Origin of the sequence: Gramella sp. MAR_2010_147, assembly GCF_900105135.1 — a bacterium.
Lineage (GTDB): Bacteria > Bacteroidota > Bacteroidia > Flavobacteriales > Flavobacteriaceae > Christiangramia.
In genome coordinates this window covers 849,357-872,967 of the sequence record NZ_LT629741.1, presented here as the reverse complement: position 1 = coordinate 872,967, position 23,611 = coordinate 849,357, and the positions used below count along the sequence as shown (strand labels likewise).

Sequence of the window (23,611 nt, the reverse complement as noted above, 5' to 3'; positions counted from 1 at the left end):
ATGATTACTTTACTTTATATTTAAACAAGAATAAAGAAACTTAGTTTTATGAAAATACTTTCTGCAAAGCAACTTTCAGAAGCCGATAAGGAAACGATCAAAAATCAAAATATTACTTCAGAAGAGTTAATGGAGCGGGCTGCTACTCTTGTTTTTAATGAAATAGACCAGAGGTTGCAGGGAGCCCCAATTCCCATAAAAATATTTTGTGGAATTGGTAATAATGGAGGAGACGGGCTGGTAGTTGCACGGCATTTATTACAACATGGATATCACGTCACCGTGTTTGTGGTTAATTACAGCGATAAGAGAGCCGATGATTTCTTGGCGAACTACGAAAAACTGAAGGAGATCACTAATGACTGGCCACAGTTAATTAAAGGTGAGGATAATTTTCCTGATATTAATGTAGGAGATTTCCTGATCGATGCGATTTTCGGGATTGGTCTTAATCGTCCTATTGAGGGTTGGGTGGCAAAACTGGTAGATGTAATAAATAATTCTGAGGCTTTTACACTAGCCATAGATATGCCTAGCGGATTATTTTCTGATAAAGCCCCGGGAAAAGATGCGACGATAATTAGAGCGAACTATACCTTAAGTTTTCAAGCTGCGAAGCTGGTATTTTTTCTGCCTGAAACCATGGACTATGTTGGAGATCTTCAGGTTCTTGATATAGGCCTGGATAGGGAATATATTGGAAAAATTGAGTCTGAAACCTTTCTTATAGGTCGGCAGGAGGCCGTAAGTCTTTATAAACCCAGGAAAAATAACTCTCATAAGGGTGATTACGGAAAGGTTTTAATTGCAGGTGGCAGTTATGGGAAGATAGGCAGCGTTCTACTCACTGCCACAGCAGCTTTAAGAACGGGTAGTGGCCTATGCAGCCTGTATATTCCTAAATGCGGGTATGATATTATTCAAACCGGCCTGCCAGAAGCGATGGTAATTACAGATAATGAAGATGAAGTATTGAGTAATTATCCCTCAAAATTTGAAACTGATGTGGCTTGCTTTGGAATGGGTGTCGGGACTTCTTCAAAAGCAAAAAAGGCGTTAACAGATCTTTTAAACGTTGTGAATTCACCTGTGGTGATAGATGCCGACGGAATAAATCTTCTTGCTAAAAACACCGACCTTTTAAAGCATTTGCCAGAATATTCGGTTTTGACTCCACATCCAGGAGAACTTAAAAGATTAATAGGGGAGTGGCGTGATGATTTTCATAAACTGGAACTGGTTAAAGAATTTAGTAAAAAATATAAGGTGATCCTTGTTGTAAAAGGGGCTCATACTTTTACTATAGACAGGGATTTTATGTATATAAATAATTCAGGTAATCCGGGAATGGCTACTGCCGGAAGCGGGGATGTGCTTTCTGGAATAATAACTTCTTTAATTGGCCAGGGTTATGAACCAGTAAATGCAGCTGTCTTTGGAGTGTTTCTTCATGGTCTTTCCGGTGATATAGCTGCTGGCAAATTAGGAATTGAATCTGTCATGGCTGGAGATATTGCTAAAAATTTAGGTAGAGCAATAAATTCACTTTTTGACAAAGAGTGAAAGAAATTAAACTATAATTAAGAATTGTTTAATTTTTTCGATTTTAACCATCAATTATTTGGAATCTTATGGTCGAAGTGAGATTTTTGCAGTCTAAATTCTAAGCACAAACATGGAAAATCATCATTATATAAGTTCGGCAGTTTTAGATCTTGAAGTGATACATGACATTTTAAAAAATCGAAAGAAACTAGCCTTAAGTGATGAGTCCAGAGTAAATATTGAAAAATCCAGAACTTACTTAAATAACAAGATAAAATCCAGCGACGCACCGGTTTATGGTATAAATACGGGATTCGGTGCCCTTTGTAATGTTAAGATCACTTCAGAAAAACTTACCGAATTACAGGAAAACCTGGTAAGATCCCATGCCTGTGGCACCGGAGAAAAAGTTTCAAAATCGGTGATCAGGCTAATGTTATTATTAAAGATTCAATCTTTAAGTTATGGAAACTCCGGCGTTGCTTTGCAAACGGTGGAGAGGCTTATAGAACTTTATAACAATGATGTTCTTCCTGTAATCTATGAACAGGGGTCTTTAGGTGCTTCTGGCGATCTTGCTCCATTAGCGCACCTGGCCTTACCTCTAATTGGTGATGGAGAGGTTTATTTTGAAAACTCTATTATCCCAGGAGCCGATCTGTTGAATAAAATGAACTGGGAGCCTTTGAAATTGCAGAGTAAGGAAGGTCTTGCATTGCTCAATGGAACCCAATTTATGAGTGCACATGGGGTATATGCCTTATTAAAAGCATATAAACTCTCTTATATGGCAGATCTCATAGGTGCAATCTCGGTTGATGCATTCGATTGTAATCTATCTCCATTTGATGAGTTAGTTCATATGGTAAGACCGCATCGCGGCCAGGTTAAAACTGCAGAGAGAATAAGAGAATTTTTAAGCGGAAGTGAAATTGCAGAATCTGAAAAGGATAACGTGCAGGATCCTTATTCTTTTAGATGTATTCCACAAGTACATGGTGCATCAAAAGATACTTTGTCTTTTGTTCGAAAAACAGTGAAGACTGAAATAAATTCGGTGACTGATAATCCGAACATATTTATTGAAGCAGATAAGATTATTTCCGGAGGGAACTTTCATGGTCAGCCGCTGGCACTAGGTCTGGATTATCTTGCCATCGCCCTGTCTGAGCTTGCGAATATTTCTGAACGAAGAATTTATCAGTTGGTTTCCGGTCTTAGGGGTTTGCCAAACTTTCTGGTTGAAAACCCCGGCTTAAATAGTGGTTTTATGATTCCGCAATACACTGCCGCGAGTATTGTGAGTCAAAATAAGCAGTTATCTGCACCTGCTTCCGTTGATTCTATTGTATCTTCCAACGGGCAGGAAGACCATGTGAGTATGGGGGCAAATAGTGCCACTAAACTATTAAAAGTGGTTGAAAATCTTAATTCTGTATTGGCGATTGAATTGTTCAACGCCTCCCAGGCGATTCACTTTAGAGAACCGGTTAAAACTTCTGAAAAATTAAACGAAGTAATACAGGATTTTAGAGAGGAAGTTCCGGTGCTTACAGAGGACAGAACAATGGCACCTTATATAGCCAAGGCGAAAAGATTTGTTGATCTATTTGAAGCAAAAGATTTTCTGGATTAAATTCTTGTTTTAATCCATTCTGTAGCTTCTTCCAGGCTTTGAAATACACCAAAACAATTGTTGTCTTTGTAAAATTTCTTTTCAACCGCATCAGCATTTCTGCGGGTCATCTCACTTTCGCTAACTACAGCGATGGCCTTTAGGTTGTTCACATTTGCAGATTCCATGTAAACCATAGGATCTACTGCATATGAATTTACGCGGTGTGAAATATATCCATAATCTGCATCCTTGAAAACTTCAGAGCCAATTTCAAGAAGTTTTTTGTTAGATTCTAAGTCGAAAAGTATACCTTCATCGAGTTTAGCTACCAAAATATTCTCATGGATAAATACTTTTCCGAAGTCTAATTCAATTTCTTTTAATAACATTGGGCGTAGGGGCTGTTTCGCGCTAATTTATAATATTTGGATTACTGTTGAAAGGATTTCAATAAAAAAGCCGCTTCTTTAAAAGCGACTTTTTCAGGTTATTATATAATTTATTGAAAATCAAATTGTCTTAGTCATTGCAATATGATCATTTATGTAGGCTATGATTCTGTTTCTTTTATAGATTTTTGAATATCAATAATTAACTCATTCTTTTCTTCATCGAGATCCATCTGAATCTTATCTCCCTCTTTTAGGTTAGAGGTGATAATTTCTTCAGCTAATGCATCTTCAATATATTTCTGAATGGCCCGATTTAGAGGTCGTGCTCCATATTGCTTGTCAAACCCTTTATCTGCAATAAAGTCTTTGGCTTTATCAGTTAAATTTAGCTCATATCCAAGACCATGAATTCTATTAAAAAGTTTTCCTAGCTCGATATCAATGATCTTATGAATATCTTCTCTTTCCAGACTATTGAAGATAACCACATCATCTATTCTATTTAAAAATTCAGGAGCGAATGCTTTTTTCAATGCATTTTCAATTACACTTCTGGCATTATCATCAACCTGTGATTTCTGGGCGGTAGTTCCAAAACCAACTCCCTGACCAAAATCTTTTAGTTTTCTAGCTCCAATATTGGAAGTCATAATAATGATCGTATTTCTAAAATCTATTTTTCTTCCAAGACTATCAGTTAAATATCCATCATCAAGTACCTGAAGCAACATATTGAAAACATCGGGATGTGCTTTTTCTACTTCATCTAAAAGTACTACAGCGTACGGCTTTCTTCTAACTTTTTCAGTAAGTTGACCACCCTCTTCATAACCAACATACCCAGGAGGAGCCCCAATTAATCTTGAAACTGCGAATTTCTCCATGTATTCACTCATATCTATACGAATAAGAGTGTCTTCATTGTCAAATAATTCACGTGCCAGTACTTTAGCTAACTGAGTTTTACCCACACCAGTTTGCCCAAGGAAAATAAATGAGCCAATTGGTTTATTTGGATCTTTAAGACCTGCCCTGTTTCTCTGAATTGCTTTTACAACTTTACCAACTGCCTCGTCCTGGCCAATTACCTTACCCTTAATTTTTTTAGGAAGTTCAACCAGTTTATTACTTTCTGTTTGGGCTATTCTATTCACAGGAATACCTGTCATCATAGAAACCACATCTGCAACACTATCTTCAGAAACAGTTTCTTTATGTTTCTTAGTTTCTTCTTCCCATTTTTCCTGAGCAACACTTAGTTCCTTTTCAAGATTTTTTTCATCATCTCTTAATTTAGCGGCTTCTTCATATTTCTGTTTTTTTACGACAGAATTTTTACTTTCCCTGACTTCTTCCAGTTTTCTCTCTAATTCCAGAATTTGTTTAGGAACGTCAATATTGATAATATGAACTCTGGATCCTGCTTCATCTAAGGCATCGATGGCCTTATCTGGAAGGAATCTATCGGTCATATATCTATTAGTAAGTTTAACGCAAGCCTGAATGGCATCATCGGTATAAACCACGTTATGATGTTCTTCGTACTTATTCTTAATATTATCGAGAATTTCAATGGTCTCCTCAACTGTTGTTGGTTCAACTATCACCTTTTGAAACCTTCTTTCAAGTGCTCCGTCCTTTTCGATATACTGTCTATACTCATCAAGAGTGGTAGCTCCAATACATTGAATTTCACCTCTGGCTAATGCTGGTTTGAACATATTACTGGCATCAAGGCTACCTGTAGCGCCACCAGCACCTACAATAGTATGGATCTCATCTATAAAAAGAATGATATCATCGTTCTTTTCAAGCTCGTTCATTACCGCTTTCATGCGTTCTTCAAACTGCCCTCTGTATTTAGTACCTGCAACAAGACTGGCTAAATCCAGGGTAACTACTCTTTTATCAAAAAGAATCCTCGATACTTTACGCTTTACAATACGTAAGGCTAATCCCTCTGCAATAGCAGATTTACCAACACCCGGCTCTCCAATTAAAAGCGGATTGTTCTTTTTTCTTCTGCTTAGTATCTGGGAGACTCTCTCAATTTCTTTTTCTCTTCCAACTACAGGATCCAGTTTGTCCTGCTCGGCTAAAGCGGTGAGATCTCTACCAAAATTATCTAAAACTGGGGTTTTGGATTTTTTAGAAGGTTTTCCTGTAGAGCCACCACCACTAAAAGGATTTTCTCTTGCAGTCTCGTCTCCATCATCGTCTGAGAAAGATTCTGCAGACTGGCTGTCAGTGAAATCGCCTTCATCGCTGGCGATCATATACTTAAATTGGTCTTTTACACCATCGTAATCTATCTTCAATTTATTCAGGAGTTTAGTGGTAGGGTCGTTTTCGTTTCTTAAAATACACAACAACAGGTGAGCGGTGTTAATCGAAGAACTCTGGAAAAGTTTAGCTTCCAGGAATGTTGTTTTCAATGCTCGTTCAGCCTGTCTTGTTAGGTGTAAGTTTTTTTTCTCGTTACTAATAGTAACTGTATTTGGGTTTGCGGGGCTTAGAATTTCTACTTTACGTCTTAAGTGACTAAGATCTATCTCAAGTGCTGTTAGTATTTCTATAGCTTTACCATCACCATCTCTCAGTAAACCAAGCATAAGATGTTCTGTGCCAATAAAATCATGGCCAAGTCTTAGTGCTTCCTCTTTACTGTAAGCAATAACATCTTTAACTCTTGGTGAAAAATTATCATCCATTTTTATCTTCCTTTCTCAAAATTTATTTCACCCCGTGAAGTTCAAAAACTGTACCTAATAGGGAGTTAATAGCTAATTGACAAAATAACTTTCAATTTTCAAAGTGTAAAATACTGAACTTATTAACTAAATCACAATAAAAATTTGTTAATAAAAAGGAGGCTATCCAAGTCTTGAATGCCCATTAAAATTGATAAAATATGTAAATTGCCCCTTACATTTATTGAGATAAATTAAATTTTTAAATATGGCTGAAGGAGAAAAGTTAATTCCTATCAACATTGAAGATGAAATGAAGTCGGCTTACATCGATTATTCGATGTCGGTCATTGTGTCACGTGCGTTACCAGATGTGCGCGATGGACTAAAACCAGTACATAGAAGAGTATTGTACGGTATGTACGAGCTTGGAGTTCTTTCAAATAGAGCCTATAAAAAATCTGCAAGAATTGTAGGAGAAGTATTAGGTAAGTATCACCCACATGGGGATTCATCTGTTTACGATACCATGGTAAGAATGGCTCAGCACTGGAGCATGCGATATATGCTGGTTGATGGTCAGGGTAACTTTGGTTCTGTAGATGGAGATAGTCCTGCAGCGATGCGTTATACAGAGGCTCGTATGCGCAAGATTAGTGAAGACATGCTTGCCGATATTGATAAAGAGACGGTTGATACGCAATTAAACTTTGATGATTCTTTAAGTGAGCCTATCGTAATGCCAACAAGAGTTCCAAACCTTTTAGTGAATGGTGCTAGTGGTATTGCAGTTGGGATGGCAACCAATATGCCGCCTCATAATCTTTCTGAAGTTATTGATGGAACGATCGCTTATATTGATAATCATGATATTGAGATAGATGAGCTTATTCAGCATATCAAAGCTCCAGATTTTCCTACCGGCGGTATTATTTATGGTTATGATGGCGTAAAGGAAGCTTTTAAAACTGGAAGAGGACGAATCGTTATGAGAGCCAAATCTCATATGGAAGAGATCAACGGTAAAGAATTTCTGGTAGTTACAGAAATTCCATATCAAGTCAATAAAGCTGATATGATCAAGAAAACCGCTGATCTTGTAAATGAGAAGAAAATTGAAGGAATCAGCCTTATTAGAGATGAGTCAGACAGGAACGGGATGCGTATCGTCTACCAAATTAAGAGAGACGCCATTCCTAATATTGTTTTAAATACATTATTTAAACATACAGCACTTCAGTCATCATTTAGTGTAAATAATATTGCACTTGTAAAGGGGAGACCAGAGATGTTGAACCTAAAAGATCTTATTTACCATTTTGTCGAGCATAGACATGATGTTGTTGTTCGTAGAACAGAATTTGAATTAAGAAAAGCGAAAGAGCGTGCTCATATTCTGGAAGGTTTAATCATAGCTTCAGATAATATAGACGAGGTAATTAAGCTTATTAGAGCTTCTTCCAATACAGAAGAGGCTAGAAATAAATTGATAGACCGTTTTGAGCTTTCAGAAGTTCAGGCGAAGGCTATCGTAGAAATGAGGTTAAGACAACTTACCGGCCTGGAGCAGGATAAGTTGAGAGCTGAATATGATGAAATATTAAAAACTATAGAAGACCTGGAGGATATTCTTGCCCGTAAAGAGCGTAGAATGCAGGTAATCAAGGATGAACTTATTGAAGTAAAAGAGAAGTATGGTGATGAGCGTCGTTCTCAAATAGAGTATGCGGGAGGAGATCTTAGTATTGAAGATATGATCCCAGATGAAAAAGTGGTAATTACTATTTCTCATGCAGGTTATATTAAAAGAACATCACTTAATGAGTATAAAACTCAGAATAGAGGAGGAGTTGGGCAAAAAGGATCTAATACCAGAAATGAGGATTTCCTTGAATATCTTTTCGTAGGAACTAATCATCAGTATATGCTTTTCTTTACTCAGAATGGTAAATGTTACTGGATGCGTGTTTATGAGATTCCAGAAGGAAGTAAGGCTTCCAAAGGAAGAGCCATTCAAAATCTTATAAATATCGAACCAGAGGATAAAGTGAACGCATTTATATGTACGCAGGATCTTAAAGATGAAGAATATGTAAATGATCATTTTGTGATCATGGCCACTAAAAAAGGTCAGGTCAAGAAAACCCGACTTGAAAAGTATTCTCGTCCTAGAACCAATGGAATTAATGCTATTACTATTAAAGAAGGTGATGAATTGCTTGAAGCAAAGTTAACTACTGGTAATAGCCAGGTAATGCTTGGTCTTAGAAGTGGGAAAGCCATTAGGTTCGAAGAATCCAAAACCAGACCTATGGGAAGAAATGCCTCAGGTGTAAGAGGGATCACACTGGCAGACGATAGTGATGAAGTTGTAGGAATGATTGCTGTTAATGATTTTGAGTCTGATATCCTGGTGGTTTCTGAAAATGGATATGGAAAGAGATCCAGTCTTGAAGATTACCGCATCACGAACCGTGGAGGGAAAGGAGTGAAGACGATCTCTGTAACCGAAAAAACAGGACAACTTGTCGCAATTAAGAATGTTTCAGATGTTGATGACCTTATGATCATTAATAAATCCGGGATAGTAATTCGTATGGCTGTAGAGGATTTACGCGTTATGGGACGTGCTACCCAGGGAGTTAGACTTATCAATTTAAAAGGTAATGACGCAATTGCTGCGGTGGCAAAAGTTTTACATGATGAAGACGACGTTGAGAATATGGAAGATGCGGAAAAGCCTGTAGGCGGTGAAGATTTGGCGAATGGCACAACTATTGCAGATGATAGTGAGGAATAAATAAAAACCAAAATAAAAATGAAAACTAATATCTTGACAGCGGCGGCAGTCTCATTTCTAACCATGACTGCAGTTGCACAAAAGGACGAAGTAAAAAACGCTGAAGACGCAATTGAAGATGGTAATTATACTGAAGCAAAAGCTCAGTTGAAAATTGCTGAACCAAATCTTGGCGAATTAAATGATAAGTGGAAGGAAAACTTCTATCTATATAAAGGAAAAGCCTATTCTGCGGGTAGCCCTACTGCTGAAGATATGAAAACAGCTGCTATGGCCTATCAAAAAGCAGTAGATATGGGAAGTGATGATGCAGCCGAGGAGCTGAATGCTCTTAGAAATAATCTTATTCAAGATGCAATTTCAGATCAGAACAAAGAAGATTATGCAGCTGCAGCAGATAAGCTGTATACGAGTTATGAATTGAGCAAACAGGATACGATCTATTTGTATTATGCTGCTAATAACCTGGTGCAGGCAAAAGACTATGATAAAGCAGTGGAATATCTGGAGCTATTAAATGAATTGGATTACGACGGTTCTGGAAAAGCATATACTGCTGTAAATATTGAGAGTGGCGAAAGAGAAAATTTAGGTTCTAAAGAACAAATGGACTTAATGATCAAGACTAATCAATATAAAGAACCACAGGTTGAAGATATTCCTTCGAAAAAAGGAGAAATAGCCCAGTTAATTGCAAGGATATATATGAGTCAGGAAGATTATGACAAGGCTATTATTGCAATAGACAAGGCAAAAGCTACTAACCCTGAAGATCTAGGTTTACTTCAGTCTGAAGCTAACATGTATTATCAAATGGGAGAAAAAGATAAGGCAAGAGAAATTCTTGAAGAAGTAGCTTCCAAAGATCCAACTAATCCTGAGACTTTTAACAATATCGGATTAATGTATACTGAAATTGAGGATACTCAGAAAGCTGTAGAGTATTTCAATAAAGCTTTAGAGATCGATAATGAATTCAACCAGGCCAGAGTAAATTTAATTGCGGCTAAGCTAAGTAAGGAAAGAGCAATTATTGACGAAATGAATGACTTGGGAATGAGCAAAGAAGATAATGCTCGTTATGATGAATTAGATGCCAAAAGAAAAGAGCTTTATAAGGAGGTTCTTCCAGACCTGGAAGAAGCAATGAGAATTGATCCTGACAACAAAGAAATTGTAAGAACTGCAATGAATATGTACACCAATCTAGGTAATCAGGAAAAAGTTGATGAGCTAAAGGCTAAATTATAAGCTTAATAGACAAGCATCAGATATAAAAAAACCACCGGATTCCGGTGGTTTTTTTGTGCTAAAATTTGAGTTTCTAAATGATCTTTTTAATAACCCGAAGCTTGTGGGTGTGTCGTTTTAATTCAGCGTTAAAGATTCCGGAATGATCTATACGGTCTATTCTTACCTTTCCATCCACATGGATTATATAATTATCTTTCATGATAAGACCTACATGGTTAATTATTCCGTCGTTATCATCAAAAAATGCAAGATCCCCAGGTTCACTTTCTTCAATAAAGCTTAAGGCTTCCCCTTGTTTAGATTGATCGGCTGCATTTCTATGAATTACATAACCATTCAATTTATACACAGTTTGGGTAAATCCGCTGGAATCTATACCAAACGGACTTTTTCCTCCAGAAATATGAGGGGAATTCAAATATAAAGCTGCTGTATTGATTATATTATCTTTATTTAAAGCCATAGGTTTAGTTCCTGCGCCTTCAAATTTGTGACCTAATTTTGCCGTAAAATTTAAAACCGCACCTAAAGGAACAGGCATGAGCAAGCCATTTTCATCGGTAATATATTCAATAAGATCAGAAGACACCTGAATATCATCCTCTTCCAGAGAATAATATTCAGTTTCTTCAATTTCTTTATACTGCTTTTTATCTATCCAGGCTTCAAAACCGTCATAAGAATTTCGAATCCTGCTCCATTGGGCCCTTTCTTCCAAAACTTTAAAATGTTCCCCATATAACAACTGAGAAGTCATTTCACTATGATGGGTTGCAGAAGCCCTAAGCGGTACAATACTTAAATGGCAAATCCCGTATTGCATTAAATCTAGTTAATTAACTTTTAGGAATTGCGTTCAATTATCATTGCAGAAGCACCACCACCACCATTACAAATAGCAGCAGCTCCCAGTTTTCCGTTATTTTGTTCCAGAACATTTAATAAAGTGATAAGGATTCTTACCCCACTGCATCCAAGAGGATGACCTAATGAAACGGCTCCACCATTCACATTAGTATTTTTATCATTTAGTCCTAAAATTTTCATATTGGCAAGGCCAACTACAGAGAAAGCTTCATTAAATTCAAAGAAATCTACTTCATCCATTTTTATTCCGGCTTTGTCAATTGCTTTTGGTAATGCTTTAGATGGAGCAGTAGTGAACCACTTAGGTTCTGTGGCGGCATCTGCAAAACTTTTAATTGTAGCCAATGGCTTTAAACCTAACTCTTCTGCTTTTTCCCTGCTCATTAGAATAACCGAACCTGCACCGTCATTAATAGTAGAAGCATTTGCAGCTGTTACGGTTCCATCTTTAGAGAATGCCGGTCTAAGAGAAGTGATCTTATCCATTCTAACATTCTTAAACTCCTCATCTTCTTTTACAACAACAGGATCACCTTTTCTCTGCGGAACTTCAACAGGAACCACTTCGTTATCAAATTTACCTTCTTTCCATGCTTTTGCTGATCTTTCATAAGACTGAACAGCAAATTTATCCTGGTCTTCCCTGGAGAAATTATGTTCAGTGGCACAAAGGTCTGCACAAACTCCCATCGCATTATGATCGTACGCATCTACAAGTCCATCCTTTTGCATCCCATCTTCAAGGGTAGCAGGACCAAACTTCTTCCCGTTTCTCATATGCACGTAATGGGGGATAAGACTCATGTTTTCCATTCCTCCGGCAACAACAATTGAGGTATCTCCTAACATAATTGATTGTGCTCCTTGCATCACAGCTTTCATACCGCTGGCACATACTTTATTTATTGTGGTACATGGAACCGAATCTGGTATTCCTGCACCTAGAGAAGCCTGTCTTGCCGGAGCCTGACCTACACCAGCCTGAACAACATTTCCCATTAAAACCTCTTCTACCATTTCAGGTTTAAGGTTGATCTTTTCTAATGCTCCTTTAATGGCTATGGATCCTAATTTTGTGGCTGGAATGCTTGATAAGCTACCTAGAAAACTACCAATTGGAGTCCTCGCAGCGCTTACTATTACTACTTCTTTATTCATGTTTTAAATTTAATTAATTCAAGAGTTGCGAAGTTAGTGATTTTATAAGGAATTAAATAACCTAAGCTTATTCAGACCTATTTTTACTACATTTGAGCATTACCTGAATATCTATGAGCGATTTCGTTAATAAGCTTTACAAAAATCAGGCGCTTTTCTATAAAGTTTTCCTGTTTGTGCTTACCTCTGTTTTAATCGTTTACCTTCTTCCTAAGGGCGGTAAATTTAAATACGATATCCCAAAGGGTAAGCCCTGGCAGTACGAAAACCTTTATGCCCCTTTCGATTTTGCCATTTTAAAGACAGACGAAGAAGTATCGGCAGAAAGACAGGATATAACAAAATCGCATATACCTTATTATAACTTTGATACAAAAAAACCTGAAAAAGTTAATGAGGACGCATTAAATGAGGTGAAGAATGTTTTTGCTGATACGACCTTAAATGTCTATGAAACGATTATTGATGATTTTGTTACTAAAACCGTCAATGATATCTATGAGTTTGGTTTGTTACAGGAAAGTGAACGCTTAGATCCAGATCAGTCAGTTTATCTGTTAAAGGGAAATGAAGCCTCTGAAGTTGCCTATAGAAGGATATTAAAACAAAGCCAGATTAGAAGTTTTTTAAATGAAGAGATTGCAAATGCCGGCTTCTCATCCTTTAAAATTGAACTGCTTGAGGTGTTTTTTAATTCGGTAGAGCCTAACGTAACTTTTAATAATCAGCTTACTCAAAAAGAACTTGAAAGCAAATTGAATAATATTTCCTATACCCGGGGAATAATAGAACAAGGCAGTAGAATAATAGCAAAAGGTGAGGTTGTTGAAGGTAATAAATATAATGTTCTTAGATCTTTAAAAGCAGAATATGAGTCACAGGTTTGGAGCAAATCTAACTATAATTGGATCATCGTTGGTTATAGTACGCTTGTTGCTTTAGCTTTATTAATGTTGCTACTGTTCATGAGAAAATATCGAACCGCGATATTCGAAAATAATGTAAAAGTAACGTTCATTTTTTTCAACATCATCTTTATGGTGATGCTTACTACCCTGGCTGTAAATTTTAATATAGATTATGTATATGTAGTTCCGTTATGTATACTGCCATTAACATTAAAGGCATTTTTTGATGCCAGATTAGGACTTTTCACCCACGTGATCACCGTTCTTCTTTTAGGGTTTATTGTCCCCAATAGTTATGAGTATATGTTTTTGCAGATTATTGCAGGGATTGTGACCATTCTTACCGTTAGTGAGTTATATAAAAGAGCTAATTTATTTATTTCGGTTGGACAGATCACGCTGGTTTATATTATCGCATATTTTGCTTTTACAGTTATTCAGGAAGGAAATATTGATGATATGAAACCTGAGGTATTTCTAACCTTTTTGCTCGGTGGTTTAGCGACATTGTTCGTTCAGCCACTGATTTATGTTTATGAAAAGATCTTTGGAATGGTAAGCGATATGTCTTTACTGGAACTTTCAGATACGAATTCAAAATTATTAAAAGAACTTGCAGAGAAAGCTCCGGGAACTTTTCATCATAGTTTAAACGTGGCAAATCTGGCTGAAGCTGCTGCTAATGAAATTAATGCAAATGCCATGCTGGCCAGGGTAGGAGCATTGTATCATGATATAGGGAAGATGTATAATCCAACGTATTTTACAGAGAATCAAACTACCTCTGTTAATTCTCATGACGAATTATCGCCCAGGGAAAGCGCTCAGATCATTATAGAGCATGTAATTAAGGGTATTGAAATCGCCAAAAAGAACAATCTGCCAGATAGGGTAATAGATTTTATTAGAACGCATCACGGTACCAGTACGGTTTACTATTTTTATATGAAAGAAAAGGAAGCGAATGAAAATACGTCTTCCGAAGATTTTAGATATCCTGGACCCATACCGTTCAGTAAAGAAACGGCAATACTAATGATGTGCGATAGTGTGGAGGCTGCCAGTAAAAGTCTTAAGGAGCCAACGTCGGTGCTTATAGATAATTTTGTAGAGAAGATCATCAATAAGCAAATGGAAGAGGGACAATTCTTAAATTCTAATATTACGTTTAAAGAAATACAGATGGTAAAGAAAATCCTTAAGCGTAAACTTAAGAATATCTACCATCTGCGTATTGAATATCCTGAATAGTTCTAGTGAACATTTAAGATTTTATGCTCCTTATCGTTAAATTTAAAGCTTTCTCCGGCTTTTTTTCCTTTCATTTCTTGATAGATAGGCGCATCTGTAGAAATTGCATACACTGTGCTGCCTTCCTCTAATGTAATTTGTCCTAGCGCAGCCGAGATAAAATAATAATTTTCAGAAGTTTCTATTACACTTCCAAAGTCGATCTCTTCTGTATAATGTTTTCTATCTATCTTACTAATCTTTTCTTTCATTTTTCTTGAATTATCGAGATATCCAGCATATTTCTCAAAATCTCCCAATAACTGCCCTTTGCTATCGTCTTCATCATAATCTGTATGCGCATCATTATTTTCCATGGATTCTTTTATCTGATCCATTTCATTCTGATATTTATTGATCTGCTTATTTACCGTTTCCAGGCATTTGTGATATAATTCCTCTTTATTAGCTACCATTTTTATTTTATTTTCAAAATTGAACTTAAAATTACTCAAGGAAATTTTGCTTACCGAAGATTTAGGAAATATTTAATACCAGGTTTTTAATTAGCCTATAAGCTTATATTTGTGCTTTATAAGCCTTTAAACTTATTTATTAGTAAAATAAGCTTATAAACTTATTTTTTTGTATATTTGGATATGATTTCAGTAATCTCAGCCGATTTATTATCCTCATCCAGTTATCCAGAAGCTTTACTGGGAAAGGTTATTACTGTGCTAAATCAAGAGTTTCAATATATAGATAAACAGACAAAAAAAAATACTGGTTTTAAGATTTTCAGAGGAGACAGTTTCCAGGGGGTAGTTTATGAGCCTTCACAGTCTTTACATACTGCATTAACGCTAAAAACCTCTATCAATAGACTTCATTTAAAAAGTGACCTCTCTAATAAGGCATACAAAAAGGAAGTTGATCTAAGGCTGGCAATAGGTATTGGAACCTACGATTTTAAAAGAGATTCTATATTGGAGTCAAACGGGCAGGCTTTTCAATTTTCTGGAAGAACCCTGGATGACATGAAAAAAGAGAATCGCAAACTTCAGCTGAAATCTCCTGATGAGAACATTAATAACGAATTCAACACATCTTTATATCTTTTTGATACCATTTCAGATAAATGGAGTACAGCTTCTGCAGAAGTAATATATTACCTTTTAAAGGGATTTAAAGAGACTGATATTGCTTCTGAACTTGGAATTAGCCAGTCTGCAGTAAACCAACGAAAAAAAGCCGCAGGCTGGGATGCAATTGAAGCATTGCTTATTCGTTATGAAACCGTAATAAAAGAACATTTTCCTCAAGCAGAATAGTATGCTTATATTTTTACAATTATTATTGGCACATATTATTACCGATTTTGTTATACAACCAACTAAATGGGTGAACCATAAAAGACACTATAAAGGAAAGTCAAAATTTCTATATATACATTCTTTTATCGCGGGAATCTTAACCTTCCTGTTTCTTGCAAAACTAGAATGGTGGTACATCGCAGTATTTATAGGGATAACCCATTATTTTATTGATCTATGGAAATTGCAGTTTAAAAAGGACAATCTTAAAATGTTTGTGGCAGACCAGGTATTGCACCTTTTTATTATCATTTTGGCCTGTTTATATCTTGTTTCAGGATTTGGAGAAATACTTCCCTTTTTCAGCAGATTATTTAGTTCTGAAGCAGTCCTGGCAATTTTAACAGGTTATTTAATTATCATTTTCCCTACAGGATTTTTAATAGGAAAAGCAACTAAAAGATGGCAAAATGAGGTGGAAGACGATCTTCGGAAAAATAGTCTGGATGCGGCAGGTAGATTTATCGGGATCTTTGAAAGGGTTTTAGTGCTTACGTTTATACTTACCACTAATTTTTCAGCAATTGGTTTTCTAATCGCAGCAAAATCTATACTTCGTTTCAGCGATAAATCTGAAACCGGAGCAAGAAAGCAAACCGAATATGTGCTCATAGGAACCCTTATGAGTTTTACAATAACGATCTTAATAGGCTTTCTAATACGCCATATCGCTTTCTAGAAGCTGAATATTGCTTTGAATTCTTTCCTTTACAATATTCATCATCCTTTTATTCAAAGCAGAGGAATTTTTAATATAAATATCATATTCCTCTAAAGTGAACTGTCCAATAATAACCCCCTTAAGACTATTTCTAAACTTGATATCTCTTTGAATAGCATTTTCAATATACTCAAACCTTTTTTCGAGTTTCAGTTCATAGAACCTGTTCTTGTGTTTGGTAATATAATTCCTGAAAATAGCCAGTAAAAGTTCATTCTGTAATTTAGCAACAGGACGAAGGGTTTCATTTTGAAACTTTTCATCAGAACTCATATTATTGGTAATTCTTGCTGAAGGGATCTCAGGCCTTAGATCCTTTAGGTTAATATCTCTCGGATTCATGGCAGTAATGTTTCTTAAATATAATTAATAAAATAGCTGCATTTACTATGCCGTGATGAGACTTGTAAACCGTTTATAAACAATAGGAGTTAAATATGTCTTAATCGCCCATCTTTCTTTTGTTCATCTTATTATATTTAAAAGAAAAGCTAACGAATACAAAAGAATGATAGAATCTAAAAACCCATATACAGGCGAAATTCTTGAGAAATTTAAAGAATTAACCAAGCCGGAAATAGATAATGCTCTGGAAAAGGCAAATTCCAGATTTAAAGAGTGGAAAAAGACCAGCTTTAAGGAAAGAGCCGGTTTAATGAATAAAGCAGCAGCTGAGCTTAAAAAGAATAAAGAAGAATACGCTAAAGACATTAGTCTGGAAATGGGAAAGCCCATCACACAGGCAATCACTGAAGTTGAAAAATGTGCCTGGGTTTGCGAATATTATGCTGAAAATACTGAAAAACACTTATCTTCTAAAAATATAAAAACCGATGCTGCTAGAAGCTATGTTAATTATGAGCCTATAGGAGTGGTACTAGCCGTTATGCCGTGGAACTACCCATTCTGGCAGGTATTTAGGTTTGCAGCTCCAGCTTTAATGGCAGGTAATATTGGAGTTTTAAAACATGCCAGTAACGTAATGCGTTCAGCCAATAATATTCAAAAAGTATTTGAACGAGCAGGATTTCCGGAGGCTTGTTTTCAAAATATGGTTTTAGGAAGTAGCAAAATTGAAGATATTATAAGAGATCCCAGAATTAAAGCAGTAACTCTAACAGGGAGTAAACCTGCCGGCGCTGCCGTAGCATCTACGGCTGGTCAAGAGATTAAAAAATCGGTTTTAGAACTGGGAGGCAGTAATGCACTGGTAATTTTTAAGGATGCCAACATCTCTGAAAGTGTAAAAACCTGTGTGCAGGCGAGATTCCAAAATACCGGTCAAAGTTGTATTGCGGGAAAAAGGCTCATTATTCACGATAGTATCGCTGAAGAATTTACTGAAGAATTTGTAAAACAGGTAAGGGAATTAAAAAGTGGAGATCCATTAAATGAAGATACATTTATTGGAACCCTGGCGCGTGTTGATTTAGCTGAAGATCTCGAAAACCAAATTCAGGATTCGGTAAAAGCAGGCGCAAAGATAGTCTTAGGGGGAAATAGAAATAAAGCCTATATGGAGCCCACAATATTAACCGATGTTACTCCAGAGATGAGTATGTTTAAAGATGAAACTTTTGGACCTGCGATTGGAATAACTACATTTAACAAAGATCAGGAAGCTATAGATTTGGTGAATATTTCAGATTTTGGATTAGGAGTCTCCATCTTTACCGAAGACATGCAGTTTGCTGAAAAAATAATTCCTGAATTTGAAGACGGGGCTGTTTTTGTAAATGAGCTTGTAAAGAGTGATCCAAGGCTTCCTTTTGGAGGAACTAAAATATCAGGATATGGTAGAGAACTTTCTGAAGACGGAATAAAAGAATTTGTAAATAAAAAGACAGTATACTTTAAATAATTATAGATGAAATTTGGAAAAGTAGACGATCCGGGAAGTATTGATTTTAGCCTCCCGCCAACCCATAAACAAACTAAAGAAGTTCTTAGTGCTCAAAGTGCTTCTCAATTTAAGGATGTAAGAATAGGTTGTGCAAAATGGAACAGGGCAGATCTTAAAAATTTTTATCCAAGGGGAACTAAAGATGAGCTTGAATATTACTCCTCTCAGTTTAATTCTATAGAGCTCAATGCTTCTTTTTACCGTATGTTTCCTGAAGAACAGTTTGCAAAGTGGGAAGGAAAAGCAAAAGATGATTTCAAATTCTTCCCAAAAGTTCCAAGAATTATAAGTCATATTAAAAGACTTAATGAAACTGAAGAGATAACGGACGATTTTATAAAGAATATTCTACCTCTTCAAGAGAAGATGGGAATGGTATTTCTTCAGTTAAGAGAAGATTTTGGACCAAAAAACATGGAAAGGGTTGAAAAATTCTTTCAACACTGGCCAAAAGAGGTTCCCTTATCTGCAGAATTTCGTCATGCTGATTGGTACAAAGATGATGATGTGGCAGATGAACTGAACCTGCTCATGATGAAATACAATATTTCTCACGTCATTACAGATTCTGCAGGAAGAAGAGACTTACTACATATGAGGTTAACTACAGATTCGGCTTTTATCAGATATAATGGAGCAAATCATAAAAGCGACTATACAAGATTAGATGACTGGTTAGAACGCATTGTTGAATGGCATGAAATGGGTTTAAAGAACCTCTACTTTTTTGTCCATCAAAATGTAGAAGAAGCCTCACCATTATTATCGGCATATTTTATTGAAAAGTTCAATAAAAAGTTTAATACAGGAATTAAGATTCCAGAAACATTAAAATAAAATGGCACAAAAGATATCTGTAACCGTAGACAGTGTTGTTTTTTGTAAAGTAAACAACCAGTTTAAAGTATTGCTAATTCAAAGAATGAAAGAGCCTTTTAAAGATGAATGGGCTTTACCCGGAGGATTCGTAAATGAAGGGGAAGATCTGGAAACGGCAGCAAAACGAGAATTATTAGAGGAAACAGGCGTGAAGGTCGAGTCTATGCAACAAGTTCAGGCTTTTGGCGAACCGGGGAGAGATCCCAGGGGACATACGATTTCTATTGCATTTTTAAGCAGAATATTTTGTGAGGAAGATTTAAAAGCTTCAGATGATGCAAAGGATGCGAAGTGGTTTGAAATTGAAAAGCTTCATGAGATGAAATTGGCATTCGACCATGATGAGATCATAAATGTTGCACAACAATTTTTATAATCAAACAAACATTAAAAAGAACAATTTTTAATTTTAGAATATCATTTTGAGAATTACGTAATTTTAATAGCAGACTTGTAATTACTCACTTTTTCTCTTTATTTTCGAAACAAAAACATGAGATTTCATACCCGTAAATGGATCAAACCTGAAGATCTTAATCCTAACGGAACTTTATTTGGAGGTCGCTTATTGGAGTGGATTGATGAAGAATGTGCATTGTATAGTATTGTACAATTAGAAAATCCCAAAACAGTGACTAAATATATGAGTGAGATAGATTTTAGAAGTTCTGCTCACCAAGGCGATATTATAGAAATAGGGATTGAGGTCACAAAATTTGGATCGGCTTCCCTAAGCCTGAAGTGTGAAGTTCGTAATAAGATGACCCGGGAAACGATCATCACCGTAGACAAAATTGTAATGGTCGCGCTGGATAAAGATGGCAAACCGAAACCGCATGGAAAAACTGAGGTTGAATTTGTAAAGGATAGACTGAAATAGGGATTAGTCCTTTTTTGAAGTAGATTCCACATTAGAAGCCAATCTAACCGGAAATTCCTTTTCTCCACCGTAAAGTTTAATTTCCTGGATATCGGCTGGCATATAGTAACCATTTTCTTCTAAAGCCTCCTTAACAACTCTAACTACATTTCCCTTTGTAATAAGTGCTTGCATCCTGAAATCTGTAGTGTCTACCCAAAAGAAAACCTTTAGATTAACAGTGCTGGTTGCAAGTTCATCTTCAATAACAAAATTTTGATGTTCTTCATTCTCAATTACCATTGGCTCTTTTCTTAGAGCTTCCATCACCGTTTTCTTAGCACCATCTATATTATCTTCATAAGCAATACCTATGGTAAACGTCCATCGAAAAAAACCATCTTCAGTATAATTTGTAACAGGCTCAGTTAGTACATCGCTGTTAGGGATATACACATCTTTGCCGTCAAAAGTTTTAAGCTTGGTATATCTGAATTCCAAAGTTTTAACCTTACCAAAATTTTCTCCAATCTCAACAGTATCATTTACATCAAATGGTCTGTTAAATGCTAAAATAATTCCGGCAATAAAATTTTCGCCTATATCCTTAAATGCAAAACCCAGCACTACGGCACTTGCCCCAGCAGCTGTTAAGATTCCTGTAGCAATTCCTCCAAGACCGGCAGCCTGCAGCCCAAGCATAATGGCAGTGATTATAATAATAAACCTGATCGCTTTCCCCAGGAACCTACTCATTAATGGATCTGATGTTCTGGCAGAGATCCTTCTTTGGAAAAATTTTCCCAGCCAAATTCCAATAAGCACTCCAAGAATAATAATTAAAAGCCCCATTCCAATTCCCGGGAGTTGATCTATGAAGTTATTATAGAATTGATTAAAGGAGTTTGAAACAGTCTCTGTTTCTTCAACTTCAGAATTTTTCATTTTAAGGTTTTCCCTAAATTTAATTATTAGATAAGATAGAATATCCTAATAAACTGTTAGTTTTTACTGATTACTTGAACCATTCTGCCCTTTTTCAGCATTTTCTGTTTGCTCATCGGCGATTTGTTGTTTTGCATTTTTAACTTCCGACTCACTGGCAGGTTCAGGTTTTTGCTCCTCGGCAAGTTCCTTCTGAAGGTATAGTTCTGCATAAAAAGGGAAATGATCAGATTTAATATCACTTCCAATTCCAATTTTCTCAACTCTAAATTCTTCAGAAACAAATATGTGGTCTAGAGACCACCTCATAATAAGACTTTTAGCATTGAAGGTATTATAAAAACTTCTCCCTTTTCTTACGTCCAGAAGCTCTCCAACACTTTGGAAGAGGCTGGTAGTATTAGACCATGCAACGTCGTTAAAATCACCAATAACCACCACCGGTAAATCTGAATCTATAGCTTCAAAGGCTGTTTTCATCATTTCCGCATCCCTGTCTGAAGAAGATGGATTGTGTTGTGGCATTGGCGGGGTTGGGTGAATCGCATGCAATTGGATGCGATCCCCAGAGCGTAACTCTATTTCAGCATGTATAGATGGAATACTATCATCTACCACATATTTAACCTGGGGTTTGATCAATTTTAACTTGGAATAAAGGATCATTCCGTATGTGTTGTCCAAAGGCACTTCAACTTTATATGGATAATCACTTCCCAGTCCAGATTTAATAGCATCATTCCAACTGGCATCTGTTTCTGTAAAAACAGCTACATCCGGGTTTAGTTTTTTCATTTCAGCTATTAATAAATCAGGTTCTTTATTCTTCTGCAATACATTAGAAGTGAGCAGCATAAACCCAGTCTCCTTATTCACTGCTTCAGTAGGTTTCCCAATATCATACGGCGCAAAAGGAGTGTAAGGATATATTTTTGCAAACTGAAAAATAAAACAGGCAACGAGAACTGCCATAAATGTATAATCCCGCCAGGACTTAATTTCGAACCTGAAAAAATAGGCGGCAATTGCAGTTAATGTTAGTAAGGTGAGCTGAATATGCGGATAATCAAACATTCGAATCCACCAAAAGTCGGCAGCAATAAGGGGAATTAAAGTGATTACAACTGCCAGGATACCGAAGCCCTGAAGAAAAGGTTTTAATTTCATGTTTGATTAGTTAGTTAAGACTCAGATTTTTCTCCTAGAAAATTTCGAATATCATCTCCCGAGGGAGCTTCAAAAAGCTTAAGATCAAAATAGGGGATAGCTGCGATAAGGTGATCGAAAATATCAGCAGAAATATACTCAAAATTTTCCCAGCGCTTGTCTTTACTAAAACATAATATCTCCAAAGGAATTCCATTGGCTGTTGGAGCCAGGTGTCTAACTATAATATACATCTCCTTATGTATGGCAGAATGCTCATGCAGGTAAGAATCGGCGTATTTTCTAAAAATCCCTAAATTGGTTTGGTTACGCCCGTTGATAAGTAAACTCTTATCTATATTATTAGATTCATTGTATTTATCAATTTCAGTTTGGCGAGTTTCAAGATAGGGGGCGATTAGTTTAATTTTTTTAAGTTCGGTGATTTTTTCAGAAGTAAGAAATTTCACAGAATTCTGCTTGATAAAAACTGACCTTTTAATTCGCCTCCCCGGAGATTCCTGCATTCCTCTCCAGTTCTGGAAAGAGTCTGAAATTAAACTGTAAGTAGGGATAGTGGTATAGGTGTTATCCCAGTTCTGAACCCTTACGGTCGCGAGATTAATTTCGGTTACAGTACCATCAGCTCCGAATTTTTCAAAAGAAATCCAGTCTCCAATTCTAACAATGTCATTTACTGAGACCTGGATAGAAGCCACTAAACCAAGGATAGTATCTTTAAAAATCAACAAGATCACGGCAGAAGCCGCACCCAGAGAAATGGCAAATCCAACTACAGATTTACCAGTAATTTCTGAAAAGATAAACATAAGACCCACGATCCAAATGAAGATCATAATGATCTGGCTAAAGCTCTCTATTGGCTTGTCATTAAACTCTTCCCTCGTTTTAAGATAATTTCTGGTGGATCTTAGAATACTTCTGCAAATCCATATCACCAGAATTATAACATAGATCTTTAATACAAAATAAAAGACTTCAAGAACTTCCGGGAAATCAACAAAAATTAGTGGAAAGGTTTTATAGACCACCAATAAAGGTATAAACCGGCCAACATATTTTGGAAAATTGCTCTTTATAAGAAAATCATCAATAGTGGTCTTTGTTTTATTGGTAAAAAGCTTAAAGCCTTCAATAATAAAACGTTTTATGAGGTAGTTTATCCCCAGGACAATTAAGGTAAGCGCCACCAGATTAATAAGCAAATTGAGGTATTGAGCGGCAACCGGATTCATCCCATGGTCAACAAACAATTCTTCAAGAAAACAGATAAGGTCTATTAATCCTTCTTCTATATCCATG

Annotated in this window: 20 protein-coding genes; 11 read left to right on the top strand and 9 right to left on the bottom strand. The window is 36.2% G+C overall.

What is annotated here, in order from left to right:
• Positions 1 to 48: 48 nt before the first annotated feature.
• Together BLT95_RS03840 and hutH are read left to right on the top strand one after the other, a co-directional pair.
• Positions 49 to 1,563 (top strand): NAD(P)H-hydrate dehydratase, encoded by a 1,515-nt coding sequence (locus tag BLT95_RS03840; protein ID WP_089664817.1) that lies wholly within the window; start codon positions 49 to 51, stop codon positions 1,561 to 1,563.
• A gap of 112 nt (positions 1,564 to 1,675) precedes the next feature.
• Positions 1,676 to 3,181 (top strand): histidine ammonia-lyase, encoded by a 1,506-nt coding sequence (gene hutH / locus BLT95_RS03835; protein WP_089664816.1) that lies wholly within the window; start codon positions 1,676 to 1,678, stop codon positions 3,179 to 3,181.
• On the opposite strand, the gene BLT95_RS03830 is transcribed toward hutH, so the two are convergent.
• The gene (locus BLT95_RS03830; RefSeq protein ID WP_089664815.1) at positions 3,178 to 3,552 is read right to left on the bottom strand and encodes a hypothetical protein; all 375 of its coding nucleotides are present in this window, start codon (positions 3,550 to 3,552) and stop codon (positions 3,178 to 3,180) included. The two genes, hutH and BLT95_RS03830, sit on opposite strands and share 4 nt — an antisense overlap.
• A gap of 161 nt (positions 3,553 to 3,713) precedes the next feature.
• Positions 3,714 to 6,266 carry an ATP-dependent Clp protease ATP-binding subunit gene (locus tag BLT95_RS03825; RefSeq protein ID WP_089664814.1) on the bottom strand — a complete coding sequence of 851 codons (2,553 nt, stop codon included), beginning with the start codon at positions 6,264 to 6,266 and terminating at the stop codon, positions 3,714 to 3,716.
• Positions 6,267 to 6,513: 247 nt separating this feature from the next.
• On the opposite strand from BLT95_RS03825, the gene gyrA reads away from it, so the two are divergent.
• A complete protein-coding gene (gene gyrA, locus BLT95_RS03820; RefSeq protein ID WP_089664813.1) occupies positions 6,514 to 9,045 on the top strand; it encodes a DNA gyrase subunit A in 2,532 nt (843 codons plus the stop codon).
• An 18-nt stretch (positions 9,046 to 9,063) separates the two neighbouring features.
• Positions 9,064 to 10,296, top strand: coding sequence for a tetratricopeptide repeat protein (locus BLT95_RS03815; RefSeq protein ID WP_089664812.1), 1,233 nt, complete (start codon positions 9,064 to 9,066; stop codon positions 10,294 to 10,296).
• 73 nt (positions 10,297 to 10,369) lie between these two features.
• On the opposite strand, the gene BLT95_RS03810 is transcribed toward BLT95_RS03815, so the two are convergent.
• Both BLT95_RS03810 and BLT95_RS03805 read right to left on the bottom strand, forming a co-directional pair.
• Positions 10,370 to 11,122 carry an NlpC/P60 family protein gene (locus tag BLT95_RS03810; protein WP_089664811.1) on the bottom strand — a complete coding sequence of 251 codons (753 nt, stop codon included), beginning with the start codon at positions 11,120 to 11,122 and terminating at the stop codon, positions 10,370 to 10,372.
• Positions 11,123 to 11,142: 20 nt separating this feature from the next.
• Positions 11,143 to 12,324 carry an acetyl-CoA C-acyltransferase gene (locus BLT95_RS03805; protein WP_089664810.1) on the bottom strand — a complete coding sequence of 394 codons (1,182 nt, stop codon included), beginning with the start codon at positions 12,322 to 12,324 and terminating at the stop codon, positions 11,143 to 11,145.
• Between the two features lie 113 nt (positions 12,325 to 12,437).
• Here BLT95_RS03805 and BLT95_RS03800 point away from each other — a divergent pair, with 113 nt between their 5' ends.
• Positions 12,438 to 14,483 (top strand): HDIG domain-containing metalloprotein, encoded by a 2,046-nt coding sequence (locus tag BLT95_RS03800; protein ID WP_089664809.1) that lies wholly within the window; start codon positions 12,438 to 12,440, stop codon positions 14,481 to 14,483.
• Positions 14,484 to 14,485: 2 nt separating this feature from the next.
• On the opposite strand, the gene BLT95_RS03795 is transcribed toward BLT95_RS03800, so the two are convergent.
• On the bottom strand, positions 14,486 to 14,938 hold the full coding sequence (locus tag BLT95_RS03795) for a transcription elongation factor (RefSeq protein WP_089664808.1): 453 nt from the start codon (positions 14,936 to 14,938) through the stop codon (positions 14,486 to 14,488).
• 183 nt (positions 14,939 to 15,121) lie between these two features.
• Between BLT95_RS03795 and BLT95_RS03790 the strand changes: the two genes are divergently transcribed.
• Complete coding sequence (locus tag BLT95_RS03790; protein ID WP_089664807.1) at positions 15,122 to 15,793, top strand: hypothetical protein; 672 nt, start codon at positions 15,122 to 15,124, stop codon at positions 15,791 to 15,793.
• Position 15,794: 1 nt separating this feature from the next.
• Entirely contained in the window at positions 15,795 to 16,514 is a 720-nt protein-coding gene (locus BLT95_RS03785) for a DUF3307 domain-containing protein (RefSeq protein WP_089664806.1), read from the top strand.
• On the opposite strand, the gene BLT95_RS03780 is transcribed toward BLT95_RS03785, so the two are convergent.
• The gene (locus BLT95_RS03780; RefSeq protein WP_089664805.1) at positions 16,491 to 16,898 is read right to left on the bottom strand and encodes a glyoxalase; all 408 of its coding nucleotides are present in this window, start codon (positions 16,896 to 16,898) and stop codon (positions 16,491 to 16,493) included. The two genes, BLT95_RS03785 and BLT95_RS03780, sit on opposite strands and share 24 nt — an antisense overlap.
• A 166-nt stretch (positions 16,899 to 17,064) precedes the next feature.
• On the opposite strand from BLT95_RS03780, the gene BLT95_RS03775 reads away from it, so the two are divergent.
• The 4 genes from BLT95_RS03775 to BLT95_RS03760 all read left to right on the top strand — a co-directional run bounded on the left by BLT95_RS03775 (position 17,065) and on the right by BLT95_RS03760 (position 20,218).
• The gene (locus BLT95_RS03775) at positions 17,065 to 18,417 is read left to right on the top strand and encodes an NAD-dependent succinate-semialdehyde dehydrogenase (RefSeq protein WP_089664804.1); all 1,353 of its coding nucleotides are present in this window, start codon (positions 17,065 to 17,067) and stop codon (positions 18,415 to 18,417) included.
• Between the two features lie 6 nt (positions 18,418 to 18,423).
• Positions 18,424 to 19,296, top strand: coding sequence for a DUF72 domain-containing protein (locus BLT95_RS03770; protein WP_089664803.1), 873 nt, complete (start codon positions 18,424 to 18,426; stop codon positions 19,294 to 19,296).
• Between the two features lies 1 nt (position 19,297).
• The gene (locus BLT95_RS03765; RefSeq protein ID WP_089664802.1) at positions 19,298 to 19,714 is read left to right on the top strand and encodes an NUDIX hydrolase; all 417 of its coding nucleotides are present in this window, start codon (positions 19,298 to 19,300) and stop codon (positions 19,712 to 19,714) included.
• 117 nt (positions 19,715 to 19,831) lie between these two features.
• The gene (locus BLT95_RS03760; RefSeq protein ID WP_089664801.1) at positions 19,832 to 20,218 is read left to right on the top strand and encodes a hotdog domain-containing protein; all 387 of its coding nucleotides are present in this window, start codon (positions 19,832 to 19,834) and stop codon (positions 20,216 to 20,218) included.
• A 3-nt stretch (positions 20,219 to 20,221) separates the two neighbouring features.
• Here BLT95_RS03760 and BLT95_RS03755 read toward each other — a convergent pair whose 3' ends face one another.
• The 3 genes from BLT95_RS03755 to BLT95_RS03745 form a co-directional block, all read right to left on the bottom strand.
• The gene (locus BLT95_RS03755; protein ID WP_089664800.1) at positions 20,222 to 21,142 is read right to left on the bottom strand and encodes a mechanosensitive ion channel family protein; all 921 of its coding nucleotides are present in this window, start codon (positions 21,140 to 21,142) and stop codon (positions 20,222 to 20,224) included.
• Positions 21,143 to 21,205: 63 nt separating this feature from the next.
• Positions 21,206 to 22,309 carry an endonuclease/exonuclease/phosphatase family protein gene (locus tag BLT95_RS03750; protein ID WP_089664799.1) on the bottom strand — a complete coding sequence of 368 codons (1,104 nt, stop codon included), beginning with the start codon at positions 22,307 to 22,309 and terminating at the stop codon, positions 21,206 to 21,208.
• Positions 22,310 to 22,323: 14 nt separating this feature from the next.
• Complete coding sequence (locus BLT95_RS03745; protein ID WP_089664798.1) at positions 22,324 to 23,610, bottom strand: mechanosensitive ion channel domain-containing protein; 1,287 nt, start codon at positions 23,608 to 23,610, stop codon at positions 22,324 to 22,326.
• Between the last annotated feature and the right edge of the window lies 1 nt (position 23,611).

What these genes read in the sequence shown, in the direction of transcription:
- BLT95_RS03840 (WP_089664817.1), top strand. Translation starts at nt 49, where the DNA reads ATGAAAATACTTTCTGCAAAGCAACTTTCAGAAGCCGATAAGGAAACG.
- hutH (WP_089664816.1), top strand. Translation starts at nt 1,676, where the DNA reads ATGGAAAATCATCATTATATAAGTTCGGCAGTTTTAGATCTTGAAGTG.
- BLT95_RS03830 (WP_089664815.1), bottom strand. Translation starts at nt 3,552, where the DNA reads ATGTTATTAAAAGAAATTGAATTAGACTTCGGAAAAGTATTTATCCAT.
- BLT95_RS03825 (WP_089664814.1), bottom strand. Translation starts at nt 6,266, where the DNA reads ATGGATGATAATTTTTCACCAAGAGTTAAAGATGTTATTGCTTACAGT.
- gyrA (WP_089664813.1), top strand. Translation starts at nt 6,514, where the DNA reads ATGGCTGAAGGAGAAAAGTTAATTCCTATCAACATTGAAGATGAAATG.
- BLT95_RS03815 (WP_089664812.1), top strand. Translation starts at nt 9,064, where the DNA reads ATGAAAACTAATATCTTGACAGCGGCGGCAGTCTCATTTCTAACCATG.
- BLT95_RS03810 (WP_089664811.1), bottom strand. Translation starts at nt 11,122, where the DNA reads ATGCAATACGGGATTTGCCATTTAAGTATTGTACCGCTTAGGGCTTCT.
- BLT95_RS03805 (WP_089664810.1), bottom strand. Translation starts at nt 12,324, where the DNA reads ATGAATAAAGAAGTAGTAATAGTAAGCGCTGCGAGGACTCCAATTGGT.
- BLT95_RS03800 (WP_089664809.1), top strand. Translation starts at nt 12,438, where the DNA reads ATGAGCGATTTCGTTAATAAGCTTTACAAAAATCAGGCGCTTTTCTAT.
- BLT95_RS03795 (WP_089664808.1), bottom strand. Translation starts at nt 14,938, where the DNA reads ATGGTAGCTAATAAAGAGGAATTATATCACAAATGCCTGGAAACGGTA.
- BLT95_RS03790 (WP_089664807.1), top strand. Translation starts at nt 15,122, where the DNA reads ATGATTTCAGTAATCTCAGCCGATTTATTATCCTCATCCAGTTATCCA.
- BLT95_RS03785 (WP_089664806.1), top strand. Translation starts at nt 15,795, where the DNA reads ATGCTTATATTTTTACAATTATTATTGGCACATATTATTACCGATTTT.
- BLT95_RS03780 (WP_089664805.1), bottom strand. Translation starts at nt 16,898, where the DNA reads ATGAATCCGAGAGATATTAACCTAAAGGATCTAAGGCCTGAGATCCCT.
- BLT95_RS03775 (WP_089664804.1), top strand. Translation starts at nt 17,065, where the DNA reads ATGATAGAATCTAAAAACCCATATACAGGCGAAATTCTTGAGAAATTT.
- BLT95_RS03770 (WP_089664803.1), top strand. Translation starts at nt 18,424, where the DNA reads ATGAAATTTGGAAAAGTAGACGATCCGGGAAGTATTGATTTTAGCCTC.
- BLT95_RS03765 (WP_089664802.1), top strand. Translation starts at nt 19,298, where the DNA reads ATGGCACAAAAGATATCTGTAACCGTAGACAGTGTTGTTTTTTGTAAA.
- BLT95_RS03760 (WP_089664801.1), top strand. Translation starts at nt 19,832, where the DNA reads ATGAGATTTCATACCCGTAAATGGATCAAACCTGAAGATCTTAATCCT.
- BLT95_RS03755 (WP_089664800.1), bottom strand. Translation starts at nt 21,142, where the DNA reads ATGAAAAATTCTGAAGTTGAAGAAACAGAGACTGTTTCAAACTCCTTT.
- BLT95_RS03750 (WP_089664799.1), bottom strand. Translation starts at nt 22,309, where the DNA reads ATGAAATTAAAACCTTTTCTTCAGGGCTTCGGTATCCTGGCAGTTGTA.
- BLT95_RS03745 (WP_089664798.1), bottom strand. Translation starts at nt 23,610, where the DNA reads ATGGATATAGAAGAAGGATTAATAGACCTTATCTGTTTTCTTGAAGAA.